Annotated in this window: 13 protein-coding genes and 1 tRNA gene; 4 read left to right on the top strand and 10 right to left on the bottom strand. The window is 67.7% G+C overall.

What is annotated here, in order from left to right; translation table 11 throughout:
- The first annotated feature begins 103 nt into the window (after positions 1-103).
- On the top strand, positions 104-1,045 hold the full coding sequence (locus QLQ15_RS14685; RefSeq protein WP_283213508.1) for a GlxA family transcriptional regulator: 942 nt from the start codon (positions 104-106) through the stop codon (positions 1,043-1,045).
- Here QLQ15_RS14685 and QLQ15_RS14680 read toward each other — a convergent pair.
- Together QLQ15_RS14680 and QLQ15_RS14675 are read right to left on the bottom strand one after the other, a co-directional pair.
- A complete protein-coding gene (locus QLQ15_RS14680; protein WP_283213507.1) occupies positions 1,042-1,242 on the bottom strand; it encodes a hypothetical protein in 201 nt (66 codons plus the stop codon). The genes QLQ15_RS14685 and QLQ15_RS14680 overlap by 4 nt on opposite strands.
- A gap of 40 nt (positions 1,243-1,282) precedes the next feature.
- A tRNA-Val gene (locus QLQ15_RS14675) sits at positions 1,283-1,357 on the bottom strand.
- Positions 1,358-1,458: 101 nt separating this feature from the next.
- On the opposite strand from QLQ15_RS14675, the gene QLQ15_RS14670 reads away from it, so the two are divergent.
- Entirely contained in the window at positions 1,459-2,124 is a 666-nt protein-coding gene (locus QLQ15_RS14670) for a response regulator transcription factor (RefSeq protein ID WP_283213506.1), read from the top strand.
- Between the two features lie 25 nt (positions 2,125-2,149).
- On the opposite strand, the gene QLQ15_RS14665 is transcribed toward QLQ15_RS14670, so the two are convergent.
- Complete coding sequence (locus QLQ15_RS14665) at positions 2,150-3,004, bottom strand: hypothetical protein (RefSeq protein ID WP_283213505.1); 855 nt, start codon at positions 3,002-3,004, stop codon at positions 2,150-2,152.
- A 149-nt stretch (positions 3,005-3,153) separates the two neighbouring features.
- Between QLQ15_RS14665 and QLQ15_RS14660 the strand changes: the two genes are divergently transcribed.
- Positions 3,154-3,534: a hypothetical protein gene (locus QLQ15_RS14660; RefSeq protein WP_283213504.1), complete on the top strand. Its 381-nt coding sequence runs from the start codon at positions 3,154-3,156 to the stop codon at positions 3,532-3,534.
- A 19-nt stretch (positions 3,535-3,553) separates the two neighbouring features.
- Here QLQ15_RS14660 and QLQ15_RS14655 read toward each other — a convergent pair whose 3' ends face one another.
- Positions 3,554-4,180: a TetR/AcrR family transcriptional regulator gene (locus QLQ15_RS14655; RefSeq protein ID WP_283213503.1), complete on the bottom strand. Its 627-nt coding sequence runs from the start codon at positions 4,178-4,180 to the stop codon at positions 3,554-3,556.
- 41 nt (positions 4,181-4,221) lie between these two features.
- Positions 4,222-4,479, bottom strand: coding sequence for an acyl-CoA-binding protein (locus QLQ15_RS14650; protein ID WP_283213502.1), 258 nt, complete (start codon positions 4,477-4,479; stop codon positions 4,222-4,224).
- 153 nt (positions 4,480-4,632) lie between these two features.
- Here QLQ15_RS14650 and QLQ15_RS14645 point away from each other — a divergent pair, with 153 nt between their 5' ends.
- On the top strand, positions 4,633-6,624 hold the full coding sequence (locus tag QLQ15_RS14645) for an SDR family oxidoreductase (protein WP_283213501.1): 1,992 nt from the start codon (positions 4,633-4,635) through the stop codon (positions 6,622-6,624).
- A gap of 42 nt (positions 6,625-6,666) precedes the next feature.
- Here QLQ15_RS14645 and QLQ15_RS14640 read toward each other — a convergent pair whose 3' ends face one another.
- The 5 genes from QLQ15_RS14640 to QLQ15_RS14620 all read right to left on the bottom strand — a co-directional run bounded on the left by QLQ15_RS14640 (position 6,667) and on the right by QLQ15_RS14620 (position 12,322).
- Positions 6,667-7,641 carry a restriction endonuclease gene (locus QLQ15_RS14640; protein WP_283213500.1) on the bottom strand — a complete coding sequence of 325 codons (975 nt, stop codon included), beginning with the start codon at positions 7,639-7,641 and terminating at the stop codon, positions 6,667-6,669.
- A 217-nt stretch (positions 7,642-7,858) separates the two neighbouring features.
- Positions 7,859-8,416, bottom strand: a complete 558-nt coding sequence (locus tag QLQ15_RS14635; RefSeq protein ID WP_283213499.1) for a phasin family protein — start codon at positions 8,414-8,416, stop codon at positions 7,859-7,861.
- 102 nt (positions 8,417-8,518) lie between these two features.
- A complete protein-coding gene (locus tag QLQ15_RS14630) occupies positions 8,519-9,286 on the bottom strand; it encodes a type 1 glutamine amidotransferase (RefSeq protein WP_283213498.1) in 768 nt (255 codons plus the stop codon).
- Positions 9,287-9,346: 60 nt separating this feature from the next.
- Positions 9,347-10,225: an EamA family transporter gene (locus QLQ15_RS14625; protein ID WP_283213497.1), complete on the bottom strand. Its 879-nt coding sequence runs from the start codon at positions 10,223-10,225 to the stop codon at positions 9,347-9,349.
- 30 nt (positions 10,226-10,255) lie between these two features.
- The gene (locus QLQ15_RS14620) at positions 10,256-12,322 is read right to left on the bottom strand and encodes a DEAD/DEAH box helicase (protein ID WP_283213496.1); all 2,067 of its coding nucleotides are present in this window, start codon (positions 12,320-12,322) and stop codon (positions 10,256-10,258) included.
- Between the last annotated feature and the right edge of the window lie 62 nt (positions 12,323-12,384).

Here is a 12,384-nt window from a genome sequence, read left to right as displayed (position 1 = left end):
GGGTTTGCCGGGCGACTGGAAATGTAGGCGTCCTTGCCGATGTCTTAAATGTCGTATATACCTCGTTTCAGGACATGCCCTGTCCGGTCACCGGAGCGCCCCCATGCTCACCATCGGATTCGTCACGCCCCCGGGGTTCCAGATCATGGGGCTGGCCGCGATATCGGCGTTCGAGCTGGCCAACACCACGGCCGGCGAACCCCTGTACGAGATCCGCGTGCTGTCCGAACACGGCGGGCCGGTCACCAATTCGCTTGGTATTCCACTTGAAACGCGCGTGCTGTCACGTGCGAAAGTCGACACGCTGATCGTGACGGGCTTGCTGCATCCCCAGGCCTCCAGCCCCGGTCTGGTGAAGCAGATCCGCAAGGCGGCGCAGTCGGTGCGGCGCATCGCGTCCGTCTGCACGGGCGCCTTCATCCTTGGCGAGGCGGGGCTGCTGGACGCAAAGCGTGTGACCACGCACTGGTTCCATTCGCGCAACCTGCAGGCGCAATTCCCAAAGGCCGTCGTCGAAGACGACCGCATCTTCATCATCGACGGTGCGCTGTGGACCTCGGCGGGCATGAGCGCCGGCATCGACCTGGCGCTGGGCATGATCGAGAAAGACTTCGGCGTAGAACTCGCGCGTGCGGTGGCGCAGAAGCTGGTCGTATATCACCGGCGCGGTGGCGGCCAATCGCAGCATTCAGCACTGCTGGAACTGGATGCGAAGAGCGACCGCATCCAGAGCGCACTGAGTTACGCACGCAGTCATCTCACTGCCGCGTTGACGGTCGAGGAACTGGCCGGTGCGGCGCATTTGAGTCCGCGCCAGTTCAGTCGCGCATTTCGCGCCGAGACGGGTCAGTCGCCCGCGAAGGCCGTCGAGAATATGCGTGTGGAAGCGGCGCGCGTGATGATCGAGCAGGGGCGGCATTCCATGGGCGAGGTTGCGGTGGAAACCGGATTCGCCGACATCGAGCGGATGCGGCGCGCATTCCTGCGCGCATTCGGCCACCCGCCGCAGGTGCTTCGACGCAACGCGCGGCGTGCGGTGGCCTAGCGTTTGCGCGACTTATCGCAGCGAGTGAAATCTGGGTCGCCCAGATGGTCGACCCATTTGCGCAGACGCGTACCCAAGCCGGCGGCCAAGTTGCGCGCTGTGTAGGCGTTGGCCAATTCCAGAAACGACAAAGCCACCGGCGTGGCCGGTGGCTTTGCGCTCGCTGCGGCAGCGAGGTTGATGCGTTTTGCGCTCATTCCGCCCGCAAGCGGGAAAAAGCGTTACGCGACCTTAAGTTGGTGGGCGGTACAAGTTTCGAACTTGTGACCCCTGCCGTGTGAAAGCAGTGCTCTACCGCTGAGCTAACCGCCCGTAAGGGCTGCGCAGTATACACCAGGGAGCGGTCGGGTTGGCAACAGGTCCGCGTCGAGTGCGGCGCTGCGGGGCGTGCGGCCCTGCGACCGAAAATCGGAATGCTCCCGTGTTTCCGGCGACCGGCAGTTCGCGAAAATGTCTTCATGATCCGAATCCTCCTGATCGACGACCACGCCATCATCCGTGAAGGTTTCAAACGCCTGTTCCAGGCCTCGCCGTCGTATCGCGTGGTCGCCGAGACGGGGGAGGCCGCGCAGGCCGTGCAACTGGCTCGCACACGCCAGGCCGATGTGGCGGTCGTGGACCTCAGCCTGGGCAATCCGGATGGCGGCTTCGCCTTGTTGCGCGACTTTGCGCGCATGCTGCCCGATGTGCGCCGCGTCGTGGTGAGCATGCACGCCGATCCGGGTGTGGTGATGCGCGCCCTCGACCACGGCGCCCAGGGATACGTGACCAAGGCGACGGCGATGGGGGAACTGGTCGACGTCCTCGACTGCGTCATGGCTGGCGGAACTGCCCTGTCCAGCGACGTGAGCCGGGCTGTCGAAAGGCCCAAGACCTTCGGCCTGACCCAACGGGAACAGGAAACCCTGCGGGGCCTGCTTTCGGAGCTTCCGCCCAAGGCGATCGCCGCGGATCTGGGTATCAGCGTCAAAACGCTCTATCGCCATCGCACCAGTCTCATGGCGAAGCTTGGCGCGCGTACGACCGCGGCGCTTCCGCGCATCGCACGCGAGCGCGGACTGCTGCCGCCGGATTCGTGATGCAGCAGGAGGTGGCGCTGCTTCGTTACTCCAGCTGCGACGCCGCGTAGGCGGCGTCCAATGCTTCCATCGCGTCCAGCGGCTTGAGCTTTGCCGCCTTCTCGTATTCGCCGGCCGCTGCAGCCTCCTTCTTGTCGCCGTGGAGAAGCATGAGCACGTTGCCGTGTTCGATGTGGGCGATGGGCGATTGCGGCGTCAGCTTGAGCGCGGCGGCGATGTGCTTTTCCGCTTCCGCGGATTTCGCGCCATAAGTGAGTCCGCCGATCATGCTGCCCACCTTGCCGATGATCTCGGCGTGGTACAGCGCCATCGCGGTGTGCGCCTCGGCGTGCTTGGGCGAACGGTCCAGCGCGGCCTCCAGTGCGGTGCGGACTTTTCCGGCGATACCGGCCTTGAGTGCCTTGGCGATGCTCAGTCCCTGGCTGTAACGGCCCAGCGCGAACGCATGGCGGTAGTGGCTGTTCGCCTCGTCCGGCAGCGCCTTCACCGCCGTCTCGGCGATGGAGGCAGCCTGTTCGAAGCGCTTGAGGCGTTCGCCGTCGTCGTCCACCAGGTAGGTGGCGTGGATGCCCAATGCCTTCACGGCCACCGACGCTCCGACCGGTCCCAGCACTTGTCCGGCGTCGAAGGCGGTCTTGAAGTCGCCGTGATGGAACGCGCGCCAGGCGTCCTGAAGGGCCGTGGACAATGCATCGGCACTGACGCCCTTGGGCGCGTTCTTGCCAGCGGCGGCAATCAGCATGGCGGCGCGCGCGGCATCGGGGAACGGCTCGGTGTCGCCGGCGTGCAGTTTTGGCCATGCCTTCCTGAGGGCGTCGCCGGCGTAGGCGAAGGCCTTGGCATCGTGCGGGAATGCGGCCCAGCTGGATTTGGCGGCCATGTGCGGTCCTTTCGGCGGCTCGGAGGGTGGAGCATCCCGCCTGCGGGCGGTGACTGACAAGGGGCGGGCGGTAGTGTGTTTGCTCCAGTGGCGGCCGGGACAGTGCGGGTGAAACCGGCCAGCCTGGCCCGGTCCATTGGAGTCTCCCCATGGCGGCAAAGAAACCCAGATCCCGTGCGACGAGCGAAACCACGCTGCGTCATGTCTGGCTGGCCGGCCTTGGCCTGGTCGCGGTGTCGCGGCGCGAACTGCTGGCTTCGCCCGCCCGTCTGCAGGCACGTGCAGCCGGGTTGCAGGGTCGCGTCGAGGAGCTGGCGCAGGCCGCCCGTGCGCGGGTACTGGGGCAGGTCGAGCCCTCGGTCGTGCGGTTCAGCGCAGAAGTCGAGGCGCGCCTGGCGCCGGTGCTCGACAAGCTGGGCCTGGGGCCGAAGACCCGTCGCCCGGCGCGCAAGGCACGCAAGGCGACCAAGCCGCAGGCACGTCGCGCGGCACGCAAGCCAGCTCGTCGCACGGCACGCAAGGGCGGTTGATCGCCCGCGCGGGCCGGTCTCAGTCGAGGTAGGCCCGCGTCAGGGTGTTCAGGTGCACGCGTTCGGCGTCGCGCAGGAACGGTGCCAGCAGCATCATCACCTGCACGATGCCGGCGCGGATCGCGACGTGCTCGTCCTTGTCGCCCCGCGCGGCGGCGTAGTTGAGCCAGAAGGTGGCGATCACCAGCACGTTGGTGGCGGTCGCCGCCAGCTCATCCTTGGAGGCGCGCAGGATGCCGGCCTGCAACAGGCCGCGCATGACGGTATGCGCCTGTTCGTCGGCGCGGCGCAGGATGCGGGCGAAACGCAGGCGCAGGCGGCGGTTGCGGCTGAGGATTTCCACCAGGTCGCGGTGAAGGAAGCGGTAATCCCAGATGCACTCGAACACCAGGTGCAACTGCAGCCAGACGTCCTCCAGCCCGGGCAGCCGTCCCTGGGGCGCGGCGAGCGCGGCGTCCATGCGCTCTTCGAAGCGCGCGAACAGCTGCTCGATGATGTCGTCCTTGTTACGGAAGTGGTAATACAGGTTGCCCGGGCTGATCTCCAGCTCGTCGGCGATGTGATTGGTGGTGACATTCGGCTCGCCCAGCGCATTGAACATGGTCAATGCGGTGTCGAGGATGCGCTGGCGCGTCTGCTTCGCCATCAATCGGATTCGCGGGGCTCTGGGGGAGGGCGGACGCGCGGTCAGGCGCGCAGTTTCTTCACGAGGTCGACGTACTTGCGCTGGGCGTCGTCCTGGCTGGTGCCCTTGAGCTTGGCCCACGCTTCGTACTTGGCCGTGCCGACGAAATCGAAGAATCCCGGCTTGGCGCCGCTCACGTCGCCCTCGGAGCCCTGTTTGTAGAGCGCGTACAGGCGCAGCAGGGTGTCGTTGTCGGGACGCTCCGGGAGCGTGTGTACATCCTTGGCGGCTTGTTCGAATGCGTTCTGCAGGTCGGACATGATGGCGCCCCTCCCGGCGACCCAGACGGTGCCGGCATTACCTCACGCACCGTCGGGGTGGTCAATACGGGCGGGAATTGTGGCCCGGCATCGGCTCTGGCAACGTAGGCGCCACGTGCCGCACGGCGGCAGCTCACGGTCAGGGAGAAGGTCATGAGTTACTTCGTCACGGGCGCCACCGGCTTCATCGGACGCTTCCTGGTCAGCAAGCTGCTCAAGCGCAAGGGCACGGTGTACGTGCTGGTGCGCAAGGATTCGCGCCGGAAGTTCGATGCCATCGCGAAGAAGATGGGCTGGGACGCCAAGCGCGTGGTCGTCGTGGAAGGCGACATGACGCAGGGCAAGTGCGGCGTCAGCGCCGCGCAGGTCCGGGCGCTGTCCGGCAAGGTCAAGCACTTCTTCCACCTCGCCGCGATCTACGACCTCACCGCCAAGCCTGAAGCGCAGAAGGCCGCCAATCTCGACGGCACGCAGCACGCGCTGGACCTGGCCGCGGCGATCAAGGCCGGCGTGTTCCACCACACCAGCTCCATCGCCGCCGCCGGCCTGTACCCGGGCGTGTTCCGAGAGGACATGTTCGATGAGGCCGAAGGCCTGGAAGACCCGTACCTGCGCACCAAGCACGATTCCGAAGGACTGGTGCGCCGGGAAACGCGGCTGAAGTGGCGCATCTACCGTCCCGGCATGGTGGTCGGTCACTCGCAGACCGGCGAGATGGACAAGATCGACGGCCCTTATTACTTCTTCACCTTCCTCAAGAAGCTGCGGCAGATGTTGCCGCCGTGGATGCCGATGCTCGGCCTGGAAGGCGGACGCATCAACATCGTGCCTGTGGACTACGTGGTCGATGCGATGGACCACATCGCGCACAAGCCGCGCCTGGACGGCCACTGCTTCCACCTCACCGACCCCGAACCCATGCGCGTGGGCGAGGTGCTCAACACCTTCGCGCGCGCCGGCCATTCGCCGGAAATGACCATGCGCATCGATGCGCGCATGTTCGCCTTCATCCCGGGCAGCGTGCGTGGCGCCGTGGCCAACCTGCCGCCGGTTCGACGCTTCATCGGCATGCTGCTGCGCGATTTCCAGATCCCCAAGCAGGTGATGAAGTTCCTGACGTATCCCACGCGCTTCGACAACCGCGAGGCCGAGCGCGCACTGAAGGGCAGCGGCATCTCGGTGCCGGCGCTGGAAACCTACGCGTGGCGGCTGTGGGACTACTGGGAACGCCATCTCGACCCGGACCTGTTCGTGGACCGCAGCCTCAAGGGCAAGGTGCGCAACAAGGTGGTGGTGATCACCGGCGGGTCCTCCGGCATCGGCCTGTCCACCGCGCAGCGCGTGGCGGAAGCAGGGGCCATCACCATCATCGTCGCGCGCGGCGAGGAAGAACTGTTCAAGGCCCGCGACGCGATGAACGCCGCCGGCGGCAAGGTGTTCGCCTACACCGCGGACCTGGCCGACATGGAGGATTGCGACCGCCTGGTGAAGACGGTGCTGGAGGAACACGGTCGTTGCGATGTGCTGATCAACAACGCGGGGCGTTCGATCCGGCGCTCGATCGAGCTCAGCTACGACCGCTTCCACGATTTCGAACGCACCATGCAGCTCAACTACTTCGGCAGCCTGCGCCTGATCATGGGGTTCCTGCCCGGCATGACCCATCGTCGCAAGGGCCACATCATCAATATCAGTTCCATCGGCGTGCTCGCCAACTCACCGCGCTTCTCGGCCTACGTGGCATCGAAGGCCGCGCTGGATGCGTGGAGCCGCTGCGCGCAGGGCGAACTGTCGGGCAAGGGCATCAGCTTCACCACCATCAACATGCCGCTGGTGAAGACGCCGATGATCGCGCCGACCAAGATGTACGACAGCGTGCCCACGCTGACGCCGGAAGAGGCCGCGGACCTGGTGGTGAAGGGCATCATCGAGCGGCCCAGCCGCATCGCCACGCGCCTGGGCATCTTCGCTTCGGTGATCAACGCGCTGGCACCGAAGGCCTACGAAGTGATCATGAGCACGGCCTTCGAGCTGTTCCCGGATTCGGCCGCCGCGCGCGGCGACAAGGCGGCGCTGAAGGGCGAGGTGAAGCCGAGCAGCGAGCAGATCGCGTTCGCGGCGCTGATGCGCGGCGTGCACTGGTAGCCCGCGTTCGCCATCTCCCGTGAGGGAGATGGCATCAGTGCGTCAGTACGCCCGGCACTGCAGGAAGCGCACCTTGCGCTGGCTGCCGGCAGGCGGCTGCAACTGCAGGCGTGACGCGCGCAACGCGTCGTAGCGCGCGAGCACGGCGCAGATTTCCTCGATCTGCAGCTGGTCCACATCCTCGCGTTGCTGGATCACCAGCGTCGAGCTGGTCGACCACAGGGCGCGTTCCACCCAGGGAAGCACGCTCACGGCGTGGATGACTTCGCCGCGTTCGAACTGGTCGCGGTTCGGGTCGGCCGGGGCGGCGCTGTCGAGTGCGGGGCCGGGGGCTGCAGGCTTGGCGGGGGGCGCAGGTGCTTCGGCCGGCGGCGGAGCCGACTCGGATGCGGCCGGTTCGGTCGAGGGTTCGGCAGGGCCGCCCACGAAGGCGGGAACCAGGCCCGCGATCACGCCGAGCGCCACCGCCACCGTCCAGGCCAACGCCGTTTCGCGCACGCTGCGCTTGCGCGCGTGCAGAGTGATGTCGTCGCGCAGGGCGTTGGGCAGCATTGGCGCGACCAGCGCCCACAACGCTTCGCCGTCGTACAGCTCCAGCCGCGAGGCGGCGCTGCGTGTCGGTGCGTTGATGCGTGCGGGCGTTGCAAGGATGCCGCCCTGCGCGGCGTTGACGCGAACCGCGTCAGCCAGCTCACGCACCGGGCCCGTGCCGAGTTGCGAGCGGGCGCTGGCGACCCGGCATGCCAGCAGCCAGGTCTGGCCGTCCCGGCGCAGTCGGAGTTCGGCCTGCGGGCCGCGGTCCAGTGCCTGGTCGATACCTTCGGCCTCGAAGCCGCGTCCGCGCAGCGCCTCGACGACGAGGCGGGCGAATTCGCGCCAGCGCATTTCCGCCAGCGCCGCGATACCGGCGGCGGTTTCCGCCTGGCGTCGTCGCATCAGCCAGAGGAAGGCAGTGGCAAGCGCACCCAGTACCACGGTGACCAGCAGGGCAATCGTCAGGGAGAAGCCGTCGGACATGCGGAAGTCGGAAGGTCGGAGGCCCGCGACTATACGACAGCGACAAGGCCGCCCGTGTGGCGCGCATCACGCGACGACGGGGCGTGGGGCGGCAGGCGACCGGCAATGAGAAAGCCCGCCAGTCCGAAACCGTAAGGGGAGGGGAGCATACGGAAACGCGGACTGGCGGGCTTGTTTGAACGTCCGGCGCAAGTCTCCGGACGGTGAAACGGATGACTCAGGTGGCCGACTTGGTGGCCTTGCGCGGCGACTTGCGTGCGGCCGGCCCCTTGGCGGCCTTGCTGGCTGGCGCCTTGCGCGCAGCCGTCTTGCGGGCCGGTGCGGCGCCGCCCTGGCGGCGCAGTTCCGCGGTCAGGGTATCGACGCGGCGGCTGAGTTCGTTGAGGTCGTCGCGGCCGGGCACGCCCAGCTTGACCAGCGCGCGCTGCACGCGGTCCTCGAACACCTTTTCCAGACGGTCCCAGGTATCGACCGCACGCTCGCGCGCCTGGCCGACCTTCGAGCCGACGACGTCGCGTACGGCATCGGCCTGACCACCGGCCAGACGACGCGCGGTCTGCTCCAGCGTCATGCCTTCCTTGATCAGGGCATCGAACAGCTTGGTGCCTTCGGCCTGAGCGCGGGAGAACGCACCGACACCGGCCAGCCAGATCTGCTGGGCCGATTCGCTCAGCGACTTCGACAGGTGTTCGGCCTGCGCCTGTGCGTCGCTCTTGCTCGCCTTGCCGCGACCGGTCGATGCCGTCTTCTTGGTGGCCTTCTTGAACTTCGCCATGCGCATGCCCTCGGAAAGTGGTGTGCTGGAGATGCGCCCACCTTCGCCCGGAGGTCTAGAGCTTTCACACCAAGGGGCGGTTGCGGCGCATCCCGCGCATCCTCAGGTCCACTCGCGTGAAGGCAGGGTGTAGCGACGCTGCGGACGGCCGATGAGGTCCAGGAACCGGTTGAAGACCTCGTCGGCGCGCGTCTGCATGCCGGCGATGTGCTGCCGCGTGTGGTCGCGGATCGCTGTGATGTCCGCGCGCTCGGGATCCAGCCCGGCCAGCTCGGCCAGTTCGTGCCGATACGCCGGATTGGCCAGCCAGCGTTCGATCAGCGCCTCGTCCATTTCCAGGTGGAACTGGAACCCGTATGCGTTGTCGCCGTAGCGGAAGGCCTGCTGCTCGCAGCCGTCGGTGCGCGCCAGGTGCACCGCCTCGCGCGGCACGTCGAAGCTGTAGCGATGCCACTGGAACACCGGCGCGCTCTCGCCCAGCGGCGACAGCACCGCGTCCTCGCGGCCGGCCTGCGTGGTGCGCAACGGATACCAGCCGATCTCCGGCTCGTGGTGGCGCCGTATCGGCGCGCCCAGCACGTGCGCCAGCAACTGCGCGCCCAGGCAGATGCCCAGCACCGGCTTGCCCTGTTCGAGCATGCGTTCGATCGCCAGCAGCTCGGTGCGCAGGTGCGGTCGATGCGCCTGGTCTTCCACGTTCATCGGACCGCCCAGCACCACCAGTCCGCGGTAACGGTCGATGTTGGGTTCGAGATCCGGCTGTCGTTCGAAATTCGCGAAACGGATGCGATGCCCGCGCCGACGAATGAGCCGGTCGAGCGTGCCGAGCGGTTCGGCGGCGACGTGTTGGAAGACGAGCAGGCGGGGCATGACCGGGGCGAGCGTGGAGCGAGCGCCGACTATGCCAAATCCGTCGGCGCCTTCAAGCGATCAGGCGCGTGGCGCGGACGCGATGATGGCGATGGCGACGATGGCCAGCACGATGGCCAGGCGGTTCCAGCGGCTGGTCTTCTCGCCGAAGGCGAACACGCCCACCAGCGTGCCCAGCACCACCACGCCGATGTTCATCGTGGCGAACACCACCGAGGGGCTGTCGGCCAGCGCCTGGTGCGCGCGCACGTAGAAGACGATGTTGCCGAAGTTCAGCAGCCCCAGCAGCAGGCCTGCACCGACGTTGCGCCACTGCAGGCGTCCGGTGCCGCGCACGTGGCGGACCAGTTGCCATGTCAGCATCAGCACGAAGGCGATGCAGAAGGCGACCTGCAGCGCCGCGGCGGACGGTGTGCCCGCCAGCGCGATGCGCTTGAGCATCACGTCCACCAGCGCGAAGCCGACCCACACCGTGAGCAGCAACGCCCAGCCGTGCCAACCGGAGGCATCGGTTTCCTCGCCACGGCCCGCCTCGGGCCGCACGACGATGCCCGCCACCGCCAGCAGGCCCAGCATCAGTCCCAGCAGGCGCTGCTCGTCGGCACGCTCGCCGAACAGGGTGAATGCAGCCAGCAGCGAAAGCAGCAGCGACAGGCGCTGTGCGACGTCGGTTCGGACGATGCCGGTCGTGCGCACGCTGGCGCCCAGCACGAGGAACAGCGAGGGCAACACCACCGCCAGCCCCAGCAGGGCCACCCATGGCGTGCCCGGCTGGGCGAGGCCGTCCAGCGACGGCCGCAGCAGCAATGCGCACAGCACGGACGCGGCCAGGTAGTTCCACGTCACCAGCTGCGCGACGTCGAGCCTCTTACGGGGCGCGAGCTTGAGGATCACCGACACCAGCACGCTGCACGCAGCGCTGAACAGAATCAGATGCATCCGTGCCTCGTGCGTGGGCGGTGCCGGGGATCAGCGCGGCTTGAAGGGCTTGCGCGGACCTGCGCCGTGCGGACGTGGACCGCGCGGGGGGCGGCGCTCGCCGCCGTCGAACTCGCGCGCATGGCGGCCGTGCGGACGCTGTGCGCCGTAGCCACCACCACCGTGGCCGCCTTCGTCGGCGCGGCTGATGCGCAGCGGCTGGCCCGCCACGCGCACGCGCTTGAGGTGGTCCATGACCTCGCGCGGCATGCCTTCGGGCAGGTCGATCAGGCTGTGGTCGTCGCGGATGTCGATGCGGCCGATGTAGCGGCTTTCCAGCTCCGCCTCGTTGGCGATGGCGCCGACGATGTTGCCCGGCTTCACGCCATGCACGTGCCCGACCTCGATGCGGAAGGTTTCCATGCCGACGTCCGGCGCGCGTGCTTCGCGCGGCTCACGCGGCGGTCTTGCCTGTTCGCGCGGAGCCTCGTCGTCGAACACCGACTCGGCAGCGTTGAACGAGCGCTCGTTCTGCGGGCGGTCGACGTGGCGCTCGATCACCGGACGTTCGTAAGCGGCCGGTGCGGCGGGGGTCGCGTCGCGATGCGACCACTCCGTGCGGGCCGGGCGTTCGGTGCGCTCGGGGCGGGCCTCACGCGGTGCGCGCGGGCCGCCATCGCGGTCGAAGCGGGAATCGCGGCGCTCGCGCGGAGCACCGTCGCGCGGCGAGCGCTGTTCGAAGCCGGCCTGCGCGTGCGGGCGCAGGCGTTCGGCGGTCACGTCCAGCAGCAGCGGCATGTCGCCCTGCACCAGCTTGGCCAGTGCCGCGGCGATCTCCACCGCCGGCACGTTCTGTTCGCGCTCGTAACGTTCGACCAGATCGCGGAACTGCGCCAGGTCGTTGCCTTCCATCGCCGAGGTGATGCGGCCCAGGAAACGGTTCACCCGCTGCTCGTTGACCGTCTCGACGGTCGGCAGCGCCATCGGCTCGATCGGCTGGCGCGTGGCGCGCTCGATCGCGCGCAGCATGCCGCGCTCGCGCGGCGTCACGAACAGGATCGCCTCGCCCTTGCGCCCGGCGCGGCCGGTGCGGCCGATGCGATGGACGTAGCTTTCGGTGTCGTAGGGAATGTCGAAGTTCAGCACATGGCTGATGCGCTCCACGTCCAGGCCACGCGCGGCCACGTCGGTGGCGACCAGCACGTCGATCTTGCCGTCCTTGAGGTTCTGGATGGTCTTCTCGCGCTGCGCCTGCTGCACATCGCCGTTGATGGCAGCGGCCGAGATGCCACGGGCGGCGAGCTTCTCCGCCAGTTCTTCGGTGGCCTGCTTGGTGCGTGCGAACACGATCATCGCGTCGAACGGCTCGGCCTCGAGGATGCGGGTGATCGCATCGAGCTTGTGCACGCCGCTGACCGCCCAGTAGCGCTGGCGGATGTTGGCGGCCGTGGTCGTCTTCGCCTTGATGGCGATCTCGATCGGGTCCTTCAGATAGGTCTGCGCGATGCGCCGGATCGGCGGCGGCATGGTCGCCGAGAATAGCGCCACCTGGCGCGTTTCCGGCGTCTTCTTCAGCACCGCCTCGACGTCGTCGATGAAGCCCATGCGCAGCATTTCGTCGGCTTCGTCCAGCACCAGGCAGCGCAGTTCCGACAGGTCCAGCGAGCCGCGTTCAAGGTGATCGATCACGCGGCCGGGCGTGCCCACCACGACCTGCACGCCGCGCTTGAGCGCCTGCAACTGCGGGTAGTAGCTCTGGCCGCCGTAGATCGGCAGGACATGGAAACCGGGCAGGTGATGGGCGTACTTCTGGAAGGCTTCGGCCACCTGGATGGCCAGTTCGCGCGTGGGCGCCAGCACCAGCGCCTGCGGCTTGTGCTTGCCCGGTTCGATCTGCGCCAGGATCGGCAGCGCGAACGCAGCGGTCTTGCCGGTACCGGTCTGGGCCTGGCCCAGCACGTCGCGGCCTTCCAGCAGCGGCGGGATGGTGGCGGCCTGGATGGGTGAAGGGGATTCATAACCCACGTCCGCCAACGCCTTGAGCAGAGGCTCGGGCAGGGCGAGATCGGTGAATTTCAGGGACGGGGCATCGTTCGAGCTGGGCGACTCGGCGCTCATGGGGGAGAACTCGGCAGCGCCGGCAGACGCCGGTCGGGAAGACTGCACAGTGTAACGCAGCG

Origin of the sequence: Lysobacter stagni, assembly GCF_030053425.1 — a bacterium.
Taxonomy (GTDB): domain Bacteria; phylum Pseudomonadota; class Gammaproteobacteria; order Xanthomonadales; family Xanthomonadaceae; genus Lysobacter_J; species Lysobacter_J stagni.
Note: the sequence above shows the minus strand (reverse complement) of the source record. Positions and strands in the feature narration are given on the sequence as shown.

Coding starts and splice junctions, on each gene's coding strand:
- QLQ15_RS14655 (WP_283213503.1), bottom strand. CDS start 4,180: ATGGCGAAGCAGACGCGCCAGCGCATCCTCGACACCGCATTGACCATG.
- QLQ15_RS14650 (WP_283213502.1), bottom strand. CDS start 4,479: ATGTCCGACCTGCAGAACGCATTCGAACAAGCCGCCAAGGATGTACAC.
- QLQ15_RS14640 (WP_283213500.1), bottom strand. CDS start 7,641: ATGTCCGACGGCTTCTCCCTGACGATTGCCCTGCTGGTCACCGTGGTA.
- QLQ15_RS14685 (WP_283213508.1), top strand. CDS start 104: ATGCTCACCATCGGATTCGTCACGCCCCCGGGGTTCCAGATCATGGGG.
- QLQ15_RS14665 (WP_283213505.1), bottom strand. CDS start 3,004: ATGGCCGCCAAATCCAGCTGGGCCGCATTCCCGCACGATGCCAAGGCC.
- QLQ15_RS14680 (WP_283213507.1), bottom strand. CDS start 1,242: ATGAGCGCAAAACGCATCAACCTCGCTGCCGCAGCGAGCGCAAAGCCA.
- QLQ15_RS14645 (WP_283213501.1), top strand. CDS start 4,633: ATGAGTTACTTCGTCACGGGCGCCACCGGCTTCATCGGACGCTTCCTG.
- QLQ15_RS14660 (WP_283213504.1), top strand. CDS start 3,154: ATGGCGGCAAAGAAACCCAGATCCCGTGCGACGAGCGAAACCACGCTG.
- QLQ15_RS14625 (WP_283213497.1), bottom strand. CDS start 10,225: ATGCATCTGATTCTGTTCAGCGCTGCGTGCAGCGTGCTGGTGTCGGTG.
- QLQ15_RS14620 (WP_283213496.1), bottom strand. CDS start 12,322: ATGAGCGCCGAGTCGCCCAGCTCGAACGATGCCCCGTCCCTGAAATTC.
- QLQ15_RS14670 (WP_283213506.1), top strand. CDS start 1,459: ATGCTCCCGTGTTTCCGGCGACCGGCAGTTCGCGAAAATGTCTTCATG.
- QLQ15_RS14635 (WP_283213499.1), bottom strand. CDS start 8,416: ATGGCGAAGTTCAAGAAGGCCACCAAGAAGACGGCATCGACCGGTCGC.
- QLQ15_RS14630 (WP_283213498.1), bottom strand. CDS start 9,286: ATGCCCCGCCTGCTCGTCTTCCAACACGTCGCCGCCGAACCGCTCGGC.